Annotated in this window: 1 protein-coding gene (cut by both window edges); it reads right to left on the bottom strand. The window is 38.7% G+C overall.

The whole window is internal to an RCC1 domain-containing protein gene (locus LKE05_RS04115) on the bottom strand: the coding sequence, 88,113 nt in all, runs 13,876 nt past the left edge and 54,363 nt past the right edge, and what appears here is coding positions 54,364-74,237 — codons 18,122 (complete) to 24,746 (partial); the first complete codon in reading order (the gene reads right to left) occupies positions 19,872-19,874. The start codon and the stop codon both lie outside this window.

The raw sequence follows: 19,874 nt of genomic DNA, 5'->3' as shown, positions 1-19,874 counted from the left end.
ATTACGTCAATGTCTGTCTTATCGTTAATTCCGCTGATTCTCAAGTATGCCTTTCTATCGACACTTATCTTACTTGATGGTCTGATTGAAATTGTCAATAATACACTGTCATCATTAATCTCGTATCCGCTTATTGTCCATATATTGCTTGCGGTGTCTTCTGCTTTTGTTCCATTTGCTGAAACATTTACAAGAGCGCTGTCGCTGACTGCCTTAACATATAAGTCTGCCTTATCCGTTGTAACAGTTGCTTCATATACATCAGCCGTTGAACCGTTAATTACTTCTTTCTTAACATTACCGATTTCCTCAGTGCCGTCTACCTTAACTGATTCAAGACTTGTATTTGCTCTGTATATTGTCAAAGTATATGTCTTATCATTTGTACCTGATGAAGGTTTTACATTGATATTGACATTCTGTTCATCGCTTGTTAACTGATATTCCTTATATTCATCATACGATGTCTTGTATGTTGTATTCGGTTCAATCTGTACCTTAGCCGAATTAGATTCTGCCTTTGCCTTAATGTCTGTCAATGAAACATTTTCATCTACTATTGCAGCATATGTATCATCGTCAACCTTTTCGGCTCTGACAACAATTTCATCGCCCTTAGCGTCTTCATATGTTAAGTCGATATAGTCAAGATTATTATTATCGTCCTTCTTATAAATTCTTACATATGATATGTTATTGAACGAACTTGGAATATTAGCATTTCCTACATTAACCTGAATTTCTGCATATCCGTCTTTCAATGCCAATGATGAATTATAATAGCTATTTGAAGAAGTTGCATTCGGTTCAGGTGCTGTGTCAGGAAGTATACCTGTTGTAAGTTCAGCATTAACGTCGCTTGCCTCAATTCGTATATCTGTATAATTGCCATCTATGAATATCTCATAAACATCAGCCGCTCTGCCGTCTATTGATTCAGAAACGGTTGTTGGATAATATGAATTACCCGATGCGTCTACTGTCTTTAGTTCAAGATTTGCGATATATACATTAACCTTATATTCAGCCTTAGCTTGTCCGTTTGATGATACAACAGTAATCTTCTTAGCAGTAACCGGTGCAGATACATCTTCAAGAACATCTGTATGTCTTGATGCAACTGTATTACCGTCTATCTGTACCATAGCTCCGGCATTGGCTGCCTGAGCAATCAAGTCAACAAGTACATCACTTGTCTTGTCAGAAGAAATCCATGCGTTATATTCGCCGTTTTCTCCCTTAACTGCCTGAACTGTTCCCTCAACGTTGTTACGAGTATATCTAACTTCTACTTTTTCAAGATTTGTATCTTCATTTGCCTTGTATACATTTAGATAAATTGTCTTATATGTATTTTCATCGGCATCTTCTGCACGAATTTTGAACTCGAATGTTGTCACTTCTCCGTTAAGAGCCCATTCTTCTTTTTCAAATACACTGTTATTTACAGCCGAATTTGGTAGAGCCGCACCTACTGATGCGTAATCACCGCTTACCATAGCGTTATTGCCGCTTGCTGTAACCTTAACGTGAACATTTGTCTTATCTTCACTGACAATCAATTCATAAACGTCATTTCCGTTTTTATCTGTTGTTGCAACAGCAAGTTCATTATCCATATCCTCTGCATAAACTTTAACTTCACCTATATTTAGGTTCTGTCTTTCAAGTTTTAGAGTATATCTGTATGAATACTTACTGTTCGGAACTGCTACATATACAGGGATATAGAATTCCTTAATGTCTTTTCTTAGATATACATCTCGGCTCCAATCTGTTTCTGTATTAAATTCGCTCATTCCTGAAGTCGGTACAGTCATGTAGTCCACATTTCCGCCAATCAATGTAGGCAATGTCATTGTAACTTCGGCATTTGATGCAAGTGCCTTTGTCCAAATGTCTATTGTTTCATCATCTTGGTCGATTTGAAGTGTGTAGATACCCTTACTGTCAGCTGTAAGAGTTGTGTAATCGTCCTCATCTGCAAGCTTTGTCTTTAAGAATTCAAGACCGCCAACATAATCGGCTCTTTCCAAAACAAGCATATAGTCAACTGACTTTCTGCCACTCTGTGAAGTTACTCTTACAACATACTTAGTTGTTTCGCCGTTTTCAAGCGGCATATCTGAATCTGTCCATACACTGTCTGATGTTGTATCATCCGATGCAAGAACATTTTCAAGTCTGTCAATAACTTCAATTCTGCCGTTATTCTTAGCTTTCAAAACAACATTTGCTATTTCGCTTGTTAAGTTGTGAGCATTATAAGAAGTTCCGCTTGCTACTACATTTGTATCGTTTACAACTACGCTCTCAAGTTCTGCAACATCACTCTGGCGTACCAAAGTAACTTTATGTGCTTGAGATACGGCTATGCCGTTTTCATCAGTTGCTGTTGAGATAATATCAAAGTCTACATCGTAGCTTGATCTTCCCGTACTTACAGGAACGCTAATTTCTATTGAACCTACTCTTGACTTCGTACCAACCTTTACAGTTGCTGTTGGGTCTTCAGCCTCAATATACAACTTAACTGTTTGTGCACTGTCTGTAATTTCAACTTCATGTGAATCACAGTTGCTTGATGTATCTGTATTATTTTCAGCAACGCTTTCTTCTGATGTACCTCTTTGTGCAATAACTGTCTTAACTGCCGTATTGCTTGAAACCTTATTCAACCACAATGGATATAATGCTTCGTTGCCTTGACCATCGCTCACATAAATAGTTAATTCATTACGAGCGTTGTTTAGATTTTCGACATTATACAAGTCGATTCTACGTTCAAAGCTACCTGTGTCCTCATCTGCAACACCTGTTACAAGTTTTGTACCTTGTCTGTAAAGTTCAAGTACATAACCGTCTGATGGTGCATTTAGTGAAACAGTTACATATTCGCTTGTGTTTTCTTCAGGGATTACCGCTACATATTCGCCGTAATCATTAGCTGCAATACGTCTTGATACAGCCTCATCATTATCCTTAACAGATACTGAGATTTGCTTTAACTTAGAGTCACCCTTTGTAATTACAAGATTTCTTGTTGTGTATTCAGTATACGGATAAACCGAAATATTTAGCGGAACAGTGAATGTTGTTTCGCCTGCCTTGCTTATATCGTAATCCTGTTCATCCTCATACAATGCCCAATCGAAATCTCCGATTTGTACCTTAGCATCCTTATCATTTGCCTTTACATAAACCTTAACTTTCTTTGCATTCGGAAGTGCCTGATATGTGTACTGTATCTTATTATAGATAAGTAGATTATCGTCGGCTCTTACCTCTTCAAGTTCAGGCATTCTTCTTGTAAGAGTCAAGATATAATGCTCTGTTACAAATTCATTATCAATATTATGTGAGGTTACTGTGAACGGTAGATTTACTACATTCTTTCTCATTGTATAGAATCTTGTCAAAATACCGCTTGTGCTGTTTGCTATAACAGTTGAACCGTCCTCATCATAAAGTGTAATACCTTGATATTCATTTACACCCTTGATTACAATATCACCGTAATATTCTTTTTCATTTACAAGGTTTACAATATACTTAGCCTTGTACTGCTTTTGAGTACCATCGGCATCTGTATAGTAATCATCTGAGTTAGGACTAATCTTGCCTGCCTCAATGCCCTTGAATGAAACGCTTTCAAGATCTGTATCGTCATCACCTGCATAAAGGATTTGAAGTTTGTATGTCTTGCTTGCCTTTCCGTCTGCGGCGTCAACTCTGAATTCAAAGTTTGTAGTACCGCTTTCGTTCTGTGCGACATTTTCAAATACTCCGCCTCTGTATTTTGATACAGGTGTTTCGATTGTGTCACCCCAAAGTGTTACAGTTGACATTGCGCCCTTAGGCATAATTGTAATATTTACAGGGTCATGTCTGTTTACTGTTGCAACATATGTATCATCTTCTATTGCAAACAAGCTTATATCTACAAATGTATTTTGACCCTTTTGTACTTCTGTATCATTTACATATACTTTCTGTACATCAGGAATATCACGATCTCTTGTGATATTCAATGTATAAACTTGCTTGTATCTGCCTGACGATGATGTTGTTTCTATCTGATAAGTAGTAATTCCGGTTTCAAGTGTACGTTCTACAATAAGTTTACCGTCTGCCTTATCAGCTGTTCCTCTAAATTCGATTGTTGTATAACCGTTTAGAGCATTTACTTCAATCGTTGCAGGATTCCAGAAACTCAATGGGTTATCCTTATCGTATGTCGGAATTGACGCATCATAGATTGTCGGATTTTCCGGACGAGGTATAGCCTTAATTGTATTAACGATAATATCTCCCAAATCTGCATTATGAGATGCAGTATACAATGCAATGACATATGTCTTCTTTGCATTCGGAGTCTTTTCATCGCTTTCATAAAGTTTAGACTTAACTGTTACCTCGATTGTGTTAACCTCATTATTAAGGTCAACATCATACATATAACCTTCATTTTCCCAAACATTTGAAAGTGTGCTAAGCGTCTGATCGTTGATAGCTACAATGTTTGTATTTTCTGAATTTGTTTCAACATATGGTTTAACAGATTTTTCTGCAACCATAAAGTTATATTGGCTGCTTTCTTCGATGTATGTACCTTCTTGACCGTCTATTGTTACTATCTTCAAGCTTACATCATCATCTACACCTTGTAGACGAAGGATATAATCTTGTGTTGCGCCACCGTTATGCGGTGCAACTGTAATACGATAGTATTCATAGTAGTCAGGAGCAATCTTAACACCGTCTTTTAGTACAAATTCTATTGTACCTCTGTTTGTATTGTTTTCAACCGGCTGTTTAATCGGTTCAAATATGCTTGCGTCACTGTCTGCCGACTTAACACGAACAACATTTGTAATTGTAGCATGTTTATCTGTCGGAACAATCTTGATTGTTGCATCTCTCGGAGGAACCTTACCATCCCATACAGCCTCATGCTTAACGCTGTTATAATGACCCGGTTTATTCTCCTCAATTATAATCTGCTCAATTCCTGTGTTGCCGCTCTTTGTTGAAATACGAAGTGTGTATGCTTTGTATTCTTCATCGCTTTCGGCATTTTCAGCTTTAACACGAATTTGATATACGCCGTTATTTACATTCTTCATAATGTCGCTGCCCAAGTCAACGCTCATATTTGCATCAACGTCAGTGTAATTTGTCTGTGCAACCCACTGAGTTCCGTCATACTTGAACAAACCAACCTTAGCGCCGATTGATTCCGGAGTAAGAACTGCTGTTGCCTGTGCCTGTGAACTGCTTGTGTAAATGATGTATTCTTTAGTAGATTCATCATATTCAACTTCTGCATCCACATTGCTTGATGTAACTGTATCAAGTTCTGCAGTTTCATTCTTTCTTGTTAGAATTAATGTGTAGTAACCTCCGTCACCCTCACCGTACGGTGCAAGAGTTCCGTCTTGTGCAGTTACATAGATTCTTACGTTTTCAATTTCTTGATCCGGAGTTTCTATTGTCTTTGTTTCAGTCTTTACATTTGTAGGAGGTGTTGAATTAATTCCTACAAGTGCATAGTTGCTTTCAGCCTCTGCCTTTAATTCATAATCCTTAGCTGTGTAAGAGATACTTGATTCAAATACACCGTTGTTATGTTCAACCTTCTTGCCGTTGATGTACAATACAAGGTTTGTATTGTTATCCTTTAGGTTAGAAGTGAATGTGTATTCCTTAGTGTATTCCTTAACGCTACCGTCGGCGAATGTACCGAATGCGGCATGAACAAGAATCTTATATTCTTGCTTAGTATATGTTGTGCTAAGCATTTGATCAAATGTAACAGTATTATCGAATACATTTCCTATTGTATTTGATTCTGTACTATAATGATTTGATTCGGAATCAATCGTAAGCGTTGTTCCGTTTGTTGACATAATATACAACAAACCGCTATTTGTATTCTTTTCTTCAAATACATAATAGTTTCTCTTTTCACTGTCATAGCTTGTCGACGCATTGTTGTACTTCAAGTCTACAATACCAATGTCAAGTGTATGAAGTTCTACATTCAAGATGTACTTCTTCGTATTACCTGCCTCGGCTGTAACTGTTACAGGAACATGGAATATGTTTCTGTTATTTTCATCTCTCTCAACAAGGTTAAGCGAGAAGCTTACGTTTCCGTCAGCGTCTGGCTCATATTCAGCCTTGCTTGAGTCAATAGTAAGTTTAGCCTTAGGGCTTGATAGTTTAACTGTAAATGCCTCTGTATAAGATTCTTTTTCAGGGTTATCAAGATCCTCATTTGCGAATACAGTAAATCCAGGTATTTGATTTTCATCTAATCTTTCTGTTGAATCACTGTTTTCGTAAACTGTATCAGGATTAATTGTAACACTACTGATATTAGCATCTTCAGACTTCTTATTGATATTAAGAATTATCGGTGCATCTTCGTTGGTAATCATTGTACCGTTATCTGCATATAGATAAATCTTAACAACAGTTGTCTGACTGTCAGGGTCAATAGCTTGACCTATCTTAATTCTTTCACCTGAATCTTTATCTACATTAGTACCATTATAAACAAGTGGGTAAACTGATGTATCAAGATCAAGTTTCAATGTTTCAATCCATGAACGTTCGCTCGGTGTATCCGGTGTTTCAGATGTATCTGTGTCTTCGCCATCTTCACCTTCATCGGCAGTATTTTCACCGACCAATAGTGAGATAATATCCGAACGATTAGCTATTGCTTTAATGTCTATGGATGTCATATTATTCGGAATACCAACTGAATATTCACCTGTGATTGAATCAGGACCGTCTACAAGTGTCCATTCTGATGTTCCGTCTGAATAACGAATGTTTACATACAAATTCTTTAGAGTCAAGTCAGACTTATCTCCACGAATCATTAGATAACTTATATCTGTCTTACCGTTTTCAGCTTTGATTACTATAGGAACAAATATTCCCTTTCGTAAATCAGCACTTACTCCGGCAGTCAAGTTGTATCTGTTGCCGTCTGTCAAATCGTATGCTTCAATCTTCTTTTCATGTGTTGAGTAATCTGAATCACTCAAACTACTGATGTAATTCTTCTTAACTTCTACGTTAGCAGAATTATCTGACATAATAGCATAGTCTTCGATAGCAAGGAATTTACCTATTGCAACCGATGCGTGGTCATCCTTTGTCACAACTCTGATTGCAGCATTCTTAGCTGTATCAGATACTGTGATGAAGTATCCGTCAAACTCTGTATCATATGCATCGCTATTGTTATTGTTACTTGTCGTCTTATTGTAATTTGTCTTTACAGTAGACTTTTCTATTGCCTCTGCCTCATCTGAAATAGCTGAAGGTAGTTCACCGGCTTTGACAATACCGCCGTCAAGTGATGTATCTGCCGATTGAAGTTTGATGTAAAGTTTGTAAACCTGACTGAATCCTGATTCACCTGTAACTTTAAATCTTAGATACTTAACCGCAGTAGTATCATCTGACGTGATGTAGTCTTGAACTCTGATTGTCTGATTTAGAACTTGTTCAAACTTACCACTCTTACCTGCTACATAACTTACTTCTTCATCCGATACATCCGGTGAAGATGCAATCGTTACATAAGCATTAGAGCTTGTAGCCTTGATTTCAAGATCTATACTCTTATCATTGTCATAATCCGATTGCTTAATTGCAAGATAATATTGATATTCTTTATCGCTATTCTCTTCTTTTACTATTGTATATCTTGATGATTCAGGAGTAGATACGTCCTTAACGTATTCAACAGTAACATCATCCTTAACATAAAGAATTGTAAGAATGTAATCCTTTGTTACAGATCCGGATTTAACCATAAGTTTATAGTTAGTTTCCTTATTAACTTCAGGATCAAGTGCCTGTTTACTGAATACGATATATGGTTTTTCACCATCGGCAATCTTAGATGTAACTGACTTATATTGTCCCATCTTATAGTCGCCGTTTTCAAATTTACCTACCGCAACCTGTTCATAAGGCTGATCAAGGATAACCTTAATATCTGTGCCTGTTTCACTGTAAATAACCTTTGTTTCAAGCAATCTTGAATCATCTGCATCGACTGTTGCTGCAAAGAATTCATTCATCTTATCAGTCTTTGCACTTGCGTTAATATTCAAAGAATTCTTAATAACCGCAAGTTTATATGATTCTTTTGAATACTTAGTATCAATCGGTTCTACGCCTACGCTGTAGTTTGTGATGACACCGTTTGTATTACTGTTAAGTGACGCTACGTCAAGATATGGAGCAGTGCTTAAATCGCCTCCGTATTCAACGACTGCCGCCTTAGCATTTACAGTATTTCCGTCTGCGTCTGTCTTGACTGCCAAACTTCTTGCCTCAACAAGAATTGGTCTGTCATCTTCGTAATTATCAATCAATGCTACATATTGTTGTTGAACAATATCATAGTAAGCATCAACAGTTTCAATTACTCCATTCGCATCGTCATAAACTGTTACCGTGATCTTATTCAATCTCGGATCGGCAGAATTCTTGTAAATACGTATTGTCTTTTCTTGAGGGCTGTCGTTCTTAGGGAAGATTGTAAACGGTACGTCTTCATATCCGTTTGCGTCCATCTTCTTCTCATCAAGAACATATGTAACCTCACTGATTGTCGATTCAATCTTACCGTTATTACCTATCTTGACTTGTCCGCCTTCAAGTATTGTAGATACTGTGATAACTGCATTTTCTGCATCGTCATCTACAGATGCTATATACCATGTTCCATCCTTAGACGGCATTATTCTTGTATGGTCAACTGCAACATACGGATCGTCCTCATCCTTAACTTTGATAATATCAAGGATATATTCGCCTGAACCGATGTTACCACCTATTACAGTTGTAGAAATATTTGTTGTAACAAGTGTGTTTGTACCGATGACAAAGTCTTCATATACTGCCGGACTTGTTAATCCTTCCTTATCAGGGTTAACACTGCTGTTATTTCTGTAGGCAATGTTTGTTCTGTCAAGTGTAGTATATGTTGTTATATCTGCAAGAGTAACATTTTCAGGAACAATTACCTGGTATCTGTTTTCTCCTGCCTTAACTGCCGTATAAGTCTTGCTGTCTGTTGAAACAGTAATCTTCGCAATAGATGTTGCGTATGATTCCTTATAGATGTATAGGATATAATCATTAGTTGTTCCGTCTTGTGCCGTTACTGTAAGCTTAGTTGCCGTAAAGTTACCGTTAGTTGCAACTTCTGATGTACTGTCTGTACCGATAGCGATATTCTGTGCGTCAAAATACTTACCATGATATTCATTTTCAGTATGATCTGAGTTTACAGGAATTGATGCTATTGATACTATTGACGCTTTCTGACCGTCAATGTAAACAGTCGCTCCGACAAGTGGATTATTATCACTGTCTGTATCAGGAGCGATATAGTAGTAATAATCAACCGTTCCGTCTTCTTTTAGTACGGCTGCCGGAATATGAGTAGCACCATCATAATATGTATGATCTGCTTTGCCGTTTAGTGTATCCTTGTTATAAACAGGTGTTACAGAAATATGATGGATTGTTGCATCGCTTGACTGACCGATAATAGCAAGTTTTGTTGTTCTTACCTTATCGTCATTTGTAAAGTCAAGGTAATACAATGTAACATCTTCAGCCTTAACATTATCAACTTGATAATAATATTCACCGTTTTCATCCAATTTCTTTTCGACTGTGCAATCAACTGCGTTTCCGTCAGCGTCACGAAGTGTCAAAGAATCTGACATTACTCTTGAACGAATTCTTAGGCTGCCTTCACCCGTCTTAGATATAGGAGTAACTACACTGTATAGCTGAGTTATTCCGCCCTTTAGAACTACTGCATTATATTCTTTACCTGTTTCGTCTGTGGCTGTTTCTATAGTATAGTCTGTACCATACGTCAAGAATCCTTTGTCAAGGAACCAATCTGTATCCTGAACTTCACCGGCTGTACTGATGATTTCATCTTCTTTTTCAGGATTTTCAATATCGTAGTACAAATAGCCAACTCTGTCGTCTTGTTCTGCAATTACTGTGAATGTTGCATCAAGTTCTGTCGGCGTTTCATTATCAGTAACAATAAGCATTGCCGTACCGATACTAACACCTGTAACATTTTGAGTTGTCTTATCATATGTGATTATATCACCTGTTGTATCTCCGATATTTACAACTTTTGCTGTGTAATCTCCTCCGTTAGTATTTTCCGGAGTTGTTACATAGAATCTTGGTAACTTGATAGTTACCTTTCTAACGTCATTTACGCTCATTGTTGCGGCACTTGGCTTAATTTCTGCCACATCACCTGCAATAATTGCCGGTTCGTAAATGATTGAGTTAGTCACGTCGCTCGGTCTACCAAGAGCCAACTGACCAATATCATTGATACCAAAGCCGTAAACCATACCGTTCTTAGGATCGCTTGTATCAACCATACTTCTTGAAACGATTGTGAATGCACCGCCTGTAGATACTGCCAATGCCTGTAGATTTTCTCTTGTACCTGCTGATGCGTTTTCAACCGTTACATATGTAGGTTTTTCTACATCTGCCGTACCGTTACCTGTCTTAGGATCGCCAAGACCAAGTCTACCGTCTGCACCGTCGCCCCATACTGCGATATTCTGATCGCCAAGGATAGCAACATTATGAGTTGCACCTACTTCAAGGCTAACAATGTAGTCACTGCCTGTAAGATTTGATTTATCTACAAGTCCAGGAGCTGCAATTGTTGTTCCTTCAATAGATTCTGCCTCTCGTCCAAGTTGCTTTTGGTTGTTTTCACCCCATGTAATAACATTACCGTCATTTAGTAATGCCGCTGAATGATTAAGACCTGTATAAATACGAACTACATCATTACTGTAATCAGTGTTACCGACTTTAAGTTTAACTTCTGTCGGTTCTCTGTAGATCTTTGTATTTATACTGTTAACATCAATCTGACCGCTGTCGTTGCTGCCCCATGCCCATACGCTACCGTCGTAACGAATTGCATAAACTGTTTGACCGCCTGAACCACGGCTGATGTCAACAACCTTATTAAGGCTCTTAACGATTACAGGAGTTGATGAGTATGACTGTGACGAGTTAGAGTCATTACCAATCTGACCATAGTCATTCCATCCCCAAGCATATACTATACCACTTCTTGAAAGTGCTACTGTATGATATGTTCCGACCGATACCTTAACTATATCGGTTAACTCAACTGTTTTACCGTTTGAATCTGTCAATGATACACGTTCAGGTGACATAACCATATCACGAACTGAAGGATCATAACCAAGTCCAAGTTGTCCTCTGTTATTTAGACCCCATGTGTATACATTGCCCTTATCTGTCAAAGCTACTGAATGATACTCACCGGCATAAACCTTAACAACGTTTTCACCTGTGCTTATAAGCGTACCGTCTGAGCTTTCTTCAACTTTTCTTAGATCATCAAAGAATGTTAATCTCTGAGGAACATTTTGAATTACGTTATCTACCGTTCCGATACCAAGCTGTCCGTATGTGTTGCTACCGAATGCCCATACGCTGCCATCCTGCTTAAGCACTATTGTATGTGCTCTGCCTGATGCAGTCATAGGTGCTACGATTGATGGATTTTCGTCTGTTCCTTGCTCGATATTTGTTACAAAGTATACAAGCTTTTCACTTCCGGCACTTGTGCCGTTTGAATTCTTGATTGTTCTTGTTACAACTATCTGTGTAAGACCCGTAACAGACTTACCTGAAACATAAACATCTCCGTTTTCATCAATTCTTGCATCGGCAATATCACCATTAATGCTTACAGCTGTTGTATCAACTGAATCGTTATAATCTAACAATAGATTAAACTTAGATACATCAGGAACATTAAGTTTAACTTCATCGCCGTCTGAAACAACTGTTACTTCGTTGTCTCCGGCAACAAGTCTTGATTCACCTATCATAACAGGAGTATCACTGCGTGTTTCGATTGTATCCAATCCAAATTCTGTACCATTGCCTTGTGTATAATCACCGAAACCATATACAACACCGTTTCTGTCGGCAAATGTACTGAACTTATTACCAGCCGATATGCTCATTGCATAAACATTGCTTAGGAACATTTCGTTTGCTGTAGGCTTGCTTATATATTGAATTGTACCATCGTTCATACCACCAAGACCAAGTTGTCCTAATGAGTTATCACCAAATACATAAAGCGTACCTGTTTGATTTGTTACCATAGAATGATTATATCCGGCCGATATATCAAATATTCCGCTTGCTTCAACTGTTTGAATCGCCGTTGTTTCCAACAAGTTTCCGTTACCAAGTTGTCCATAACTGTTATCACCGAATGATGCGGCATTTGTAGTATAGTACAATGCCAAGCTATGGTTAGTTCCTGCTGATACAGCTACTACTGATGCACCAAGGAATGAAGGAACCTTTGTAGGAATTCTCAAATCTCCTGACAAGTTGTAAATACCAAGTTTATTATGTTTATAATTACCTGTAGCATAAACTGTTCCGTTCATCTGCAAGAATAGTGTATGATCTTCGCCTACTGAAATTTGTCTTACATTAGCAATCGCAAGTTTCTTCGGTGTTGCAACTTCTGTTTCATCACCAAGACCAAGTTGTCCGTGTGTATTATCACCCCAAGCATATACGTTACCCTTATTTGTAAGAGCCATACTGAATCCGTTGCCTGCGGCTATTGAAACAAATTTTTCTCCTACTCCAAGGTCAACATTTACTCTTGTGAAGATATGTGATTCACCGTCAGCAGTTGTTATACCAAGCTGACCGCGGTCATTATTACCAGCTGCCCATACAACGCCATTCTTATCAAGAAGAAGTGTATGATCATATCCTGCGTCAGCATCAACGTAAATCTTTGATGTTGTAAATGCCGCTACCGGTTTATCACTTGTATCTGTGTTGCCTGTACCAAGTTGTCCGTGTGTGTTAACACCGAATCCCCATACACTGCCGTCGTAACGTACAGTTATTGTATGGTTTGTTCCTGCCTGTACTTTTGGTTGGAAGTCATAATCAGCATCTTGCGGAAGAACTACAATCTTAGCAAATGATGTCTTATTCAAGCTTTCGCTTTCTGTTACTTTGACATATGCAATTCCTTCTTTAAGTGCCTCAATACTCTTTCCGTTTTCAGGAACTGACAGAACAGCGTCATCGACTACCATTCCGTTATTTTGAACATCATATTTGAAGTTATAATCAGTATTTGCACCTACTTTAGCGGTATAAACGTTGAATGCCTCAAATGATGCCTGTAAGTCTGCCATTTCACCCTTCTTGACATAGATTGTACCGTAGCCTGAAGAGATAATGTTACCGTCTTCGTCTACCTTATTAATTTCAATCTGACTGTCACCGCAGATAACAAACTTACTGCTGTTTTGTGTTTCGCCGTTTGCAAGCTGACCAAGATCATTTTCACCTTCGCCCCAAACTCTACCATCTGAATCAATCAAGTATACTTGATTATATCCGGCTGAAATTACATCAATGTTTGAAGGAGCTGAATCTATGATTGTTGCAACTGACATACGTTCATTTGTTGCCGGGTCTTTGCCAAGCTGTCCTGAACTGTTGTCGCCCCAACCGTATACTGTTGATTTGCTTGTCTTATCGGCTAATGTTTCTGTCTTAACTGCGTATGAAGAATATTGACCTGCCGCAATATCCGATACATCTACTAAGTATTCGTTTTCACTTATCTTAACTTGTACCGCATTGCTTTCCGCATTTTCACTGTTACCGATTTGACCGTATGTATTATCGCCATATGTCCAAACTCTGCTGTCTTCATCAAGAATAAGCAAATGATCTCTACCTGCCACTATCTTAACAGCCGATACATCACTGTTATTCTTCTTTATTGAAACCTTCTGCGGACTTCCTGATTCATCAATCCTCCATACCATACCGCCAGTTGTACGAGCGTACATTCCGCTGATTTGTGCAACGCCTGTAAGGTTTGGAATTTGAGCAATCTTTCTTGAGTTGTATACGAACATCTCACCGAATCCATATACAAATCCGTCATTTGTAAGAACAAGAACACTGTTATCTGTTACTGATACACTCTTGACATTTGTCATAACTTTTCCGTTAGGACCTGTTATGGCAACAGGAGTTACTAACTTAGCCGCTGTTGTTCCGCCGCCAAGCTGACCGAATGTATTATCGCCCCATGCGTAAAGCTTGCTTTCTTCACTGCCGTCTGCATTCTTCTTATATGTTACCGCATAAGCTGAATTCTTACCGGCTGCAATGTACATTACGTCTTCGGCAATAGATACCATACCGATTGTATCTGCTGTACTTCTGCCAAGTTGATCTGATGAGTTGTCACCCCATGTCCATACACTGCCGTTCGCTTTTAGAACAACTGTGAATCCTTCACCGGCTGCAACCATCGGTGTATACTTATCATCTTCACTGCCACCTGAAACTGTTACAACAACGTAAGCCGAAACTCCGCCACTTGTAACCTTTAGGTTAGCCTTACCGGCTTTAACACCTGTCATTGTTTGAGGTGCTGATTCTGATACTGTAAGTATATCCTTATTCAATGATGTGTATGTTACATTTGTTGAGCCCGTACCTGTTAGACCTAACAAGTTAAATGCGTCTGTTGCACTGATTGTTAGCAATGGATTGATTTCAACTGTATCACCCTTTCTGATAGTAAGTTCAGAAGGAGTTACATTAATTTCACCCTTACCTACAAGTACCGGTACTGATGAATTATCAACATCAAGGTTACCAAGTTGTCCATTATTGTTTAGACCGTATGTCCACATATATCCTGTTGACTGAAGTGTTGATGTAGCACCGTATCCGGCATCTATTGCAATTATTGAGAAATCGTCTGCATCATCTGTATAAACAGTCTTAACAGGTAGTGATACTTTACCGCCGACATCTGTTCTGCCGATCTGACCAAACTCATTGCTACCCCATGTATAAACAACGCCCTTATTATCGCTTGCATCGTTCTTTTCGATTGCAAGTGCAACGCTGTGTTTATCACCGGCTGATACGCTTATAACATTTTCAAGTAGTTGAGTCTTATCACTGTCAAGGTAAACAAATTCAGGATTATTCATATTACCGTTGTCAGATTGACCGTTACCAAGTTGTCCGTATGAACCGGCACCCCATGCAAGTACATAACCTTCTGCATTAAGTGCAAGTGTATGATCATCAGCTGACTTAGATGAAATATCAACAATGTTATTTACAGAATTGTTTTCACCCTTGAATATCTTAAATTCAGGACTTGTAGGGTCTGTAGGTAGTTCCCAAACAGTACCGCTTGTCTTTAATACATATCCGCCGCTTATCTTACTTACCTTTTTAACAATACTCATTTGTGTCGGTTTTGCACCATAGCCGTCACCGGTATATTCTCCGGTGTCAATATCTATTGCCGCATTACCGAATGCAAATGTATTTCTGTTAATTCCCAAAGGTACTGTAACTCTTGAACCATCATTCTTCTTAGCTATTGTAATATTTGATGTTCCTTCTGTTACGATAAAGCTACTGTATTCACCGGCAAATATATCTGCGATTTCGATATTCTTTAGATAATTTATGCCGTCAAATACACCTGCCTTAACAGGCTTTGTCGAATATGTTGTTGTCTTGTCTACACCAAGTTGTCCGTATGTATTGTCACCCCATGTCCATATGTTTCCGTCTGAATCAAGTGCGACTACATGAGCTTTTCCTACTGCAATCTTTGTTATATACGCATTTGATGCAAGACCGCTGAATGTTACTTGTGTAGGAATGATATTTCTATCAGAAGTACGTCCGCCTTGTCCAAGCTGACCTTCTGTATTCTTACCCCATGTCCATACTGTACCGTCAGCTTTCAATGCAACTGTGAATTCATCGCCGCTACCCATATGAGGTGCAGTTCTGTAGTCATCAGCGTGACCAAGCACAGTAACATTAGCTACTGCCGACTTATTATTTTCCGGATTATCTTCGTCAATGTATCTAACTATAATCTTTGTTTCACCGTAATGAGCCGGTGTAATCTTTGTATAGCTGATGTCATAATCAGAAAGATCTCCGTCAACCTTTTGAGCAGATGCTATATTATCATTGAATGACTCGAATACAAGTTTCTTTGTCTTTTCAAAGTCAATCTGTCTGCCCAAACTGAATGAACGCATATATGCCGCAGGAACTGTAATTGTATTTACAAAGTCGCCGTTTGCATCTTGTTCATCATCAAGAACTATATCGTAATTTCCAAGAGCGATGTATTCTTCATCAACAATGCCAGGGTATTCACTTGCATCTCTTGTGAAATTACCAAGCTGACCGCTGTCGTTCTGACCCCATGTATAAACCAATCCGTCATCAAGGAATGCGGCTGAGTGCATACCGCCAGAACCGACACCGATTATTGCTCTGTTTGCAGGAGTTGTTCCGTCTTCTTCATAATACAAGTTTGGAACAAGATATGCTGCATTTAGATTAGTTATACCGCCGACTCCAAGTTCACCGTATTCATTGCTACCCCATGCAAAAGCATTATGCTTTCTGTCAATAGCCATGATATGAGTCTTACTCTGACCGTCTTCTGTTTCATAATAGCCGATTGATACATTAGCTATATTATGTAGGTAAATACTTGGTTCACCTGTGTCTTCATCAGCTACGTTAAACTGACTGTCATCAGGATTCATTGTAACTTCTACCGGTACATTTGAATAATATGTCGACGTTTGACCCAAGATAACACCAGGATTAATGCTTGGATCTGCATATGGCATAAAGCTTCCTGTACCAAGTTGTGAAGATGATGCGTCACCCCATGTATAAACTCTTCTGTTTCTGTCATATACATATTCCGGAGTTCCGTCAGGATTTGTGTTACCTGTGTAATGGTACTTCGTTGAAATTGCAACGAAGTTATAACCCTTACCTACGATTCTTGTAACATTGTTTAATTCTTCCTGATTTTCAGATGCTTCATCTTCTTTTCTGATTGTCGTTACTTTTTCAAGCTGAGTATTGTATTCAACACTCTTACTTATACCTGTACCAAGTTCACCGTGGCTGTTTCCGCCGACTGTGTAAACTGTACCGTTTGCAATAAGGACAGCTGTTGCTTCTTTACTTGCCGCTGACATTACAACACCGCTTAGATTACTTTCACCGACGCCCTTCATCTTTTCAGGAACAAAATTTGTAGGATCGTTATCTTCAGTCACTGTCTTTCTGCCAAGCTGACCCTTATTATTTCTACCCCATGTATAAACTTCACCTGTTGCCGTTACGGCTACAGTATGATATGCACCGGCAGAAACGTCTATAATCTGTGATGCAAAGTTTTCATCAAGTTCTACAAGGATAGGTCTGTTTGTATTCTTTATAAGTATAGGGTTAACACCTAACTGACCGTATGTATTGTCACCCCAAGCATATACTTTACCGCTTTGACCGATAATTATAGCATGGTTTTCACCAACCGCAACGCTTAGAATATTTTCCATAGGTGTTGCAATTTCTTGTGCCGCATCGTTAACACTTGCGTAATATGAATCGATCTGTACCGGAATTGTAAGCATACTTTGCTTACTTCCTGTACCTGTCATGCCGTTTTCATTATTACCCCATGCCCACAATGTACCATCTTTCTTAAGGGCAACTGTGAAGTCTTTACCAAGCTGAATCTGTGCATACGTTATATCTTCAGTTACGATAATACGGCTGAATACAGTTTGTTGAGTAATTGTATTAGTTGCAACTACTCTTGTTTCACCTTCTGTAACGCCTGTTATGTTTGCAGTCTTAGGCTGCTGACTGTCAACAGTAACCTTTGCAATCGAGTCATCCAATACCTTCCATTCAAATGTACCTACACTTGAAGCAAGATCTGTATAAACTGAGAACATATCTGCGCCTGTAATCGTAATTGTTGTTTTACCGTCAACTGCCAACGTTGCTGTAGGAGGCATAATAGACATCTTGGCATTACCTGCAACCACCGGAACAACAGAAGTTTCCTGACTCTTATCGCCAAGTTGGAATCTATTGTTATAACCCCATGTATATACAACACCGTCACGAGAGATTGACGCAATGTGTTCACCGTTTATGATTGATGAAACTTGAACGATTGTATCAAGTCTATCACTTGATGTATCATCCTTATAAACAAGTCTTGCCTTATATTGATTAGCATTCTTAGTCTTATTTCCAAGTACACCTGTTTCAATTCCACCGTATACATTTGTACCCCACATATAAACGTTACTGCTATTTGTAACAGCACCACTGAAGTGGTCACCGGCGAATACGCTGTATACGCCACTCATAGGCTCAGCTACATCTCTTGTTAGCAAGTTGCCTGATTCGTCAACATATGTTTCAGACTTCCAAGCCTGAACTCTTGCAATGCTCTTATCAGTTGGGAATACAACTGTTTTCTTAACTTCGTTACCAAGAGCATCTTCTGTTACAGTCATTCCGTTTTCATCAGAGAATGTACCGTTTGTATATGCTACACCGTTTCCAAGAACACCGTTCTTATTATTACCATAAGCATATACTTCGTTTGCAAAGTCTGATGTATCGTTGCCTTCTGCATCAGCAGATTTCTTGTATTGATACAAGTTCAATATTGCATGTTCAGGGCCTAATGCTCCATTCACAACGCCTGTAAGTGCTTTCATATCTGTATCAAGTACAGGAAGAGGTATTGTTCTGTTGTATCCGTTATTTGCACTGCCTGTACTCCAAACTTCGCCGTTTCCAAGAACACCTGTTTCGTTGCTACCTGTAATATAAACTGTACCGTCACGATTTATAATCGCAATATTCTTTTCACCGATTACTACATCAACAGCATCGTCAATACCATACATTCTATACGGTATATTCTTATTTGAGCTTGCTGAACTTTCTGTTATAGCATCATGTCCGATACCAAGTTGACCGTATCTGTTGCTACCCCATACATATACAGTGCCTTCTTCTGTGATTGCCGCCGCTGTTGAACCGGATGCAAAGACTTTAACTACCTTACCTGTATTTTCACCGCCAAGATATGTACTTCCCATTGCTCCGTTTGAAGGAGTCGGTGCAACGTCATATACCTTTCTCGGTGAATATACGCTTGTTCCCGATGATAGCTTTCTACCAAGCTGTCCTACACCGGCGTCATTTCTACCCCATGACCATACGTTTCCGTCTTTGTCAACTGCAAGTGAGAAGTTATCACCTGCCGCAACAGAAACTATGTTTTTCATAGGTTTACCGTTTACAAGAACTTCTGTAGGTTCGTTAATTGTCTTTTTAGTTGTATTAAATCCTGCTTGTCCTCTTGAGTTATCGCCCCATGTATATACATGACCGTTACTTGCAAGAGCAAGAGTAAATTGATTTCCTGTCACAACCATTGGTTGAACTGATGTTGTTACATCAGTAACATTAGGAAGTACATTTACATCGAACAATGAGTATTTTCCTGAATTTTCTTCGTATACAACCATTCTTGCAGAACCGACTGACTTATAAGTAATGTTACCGTCATTATCTATCTCCGCAACGTCAGGATTTGTTGATGTTGCTTTGAAGTTTGTATTTGTAACACGCTTGTCGAATACATTAAACTGATTCATTGTAAGATATACTCGACCAGGAGCCGCTCCGGCATTTGCAAGTACAGCATTATTGCTGTCCACGCCGTCTACATTGATAATTCCCGAATATACTTCAACAGGATATAATTCATTATCAAGAATTGCATCACCTAATTGTCCACGTTCATTATTACCTACTGTTCTGATTGAACCGTCCTGCATAATGAA

The sequence above is a fragment of the Hominilimicola fabiformis genome (assembly GCF_020687385.1).
Taxonomy (GTDB): domain Bacteria; phylum Bacillota; class Clostridia; order UBA1381; family UBA1381; genus Hominilimicola; species Hominilimicola fabiformis.
Note: the sequence above shows the minus strand (reverse complement) of the source record. Positions and strands in the feature narration are given on the sequence as shown.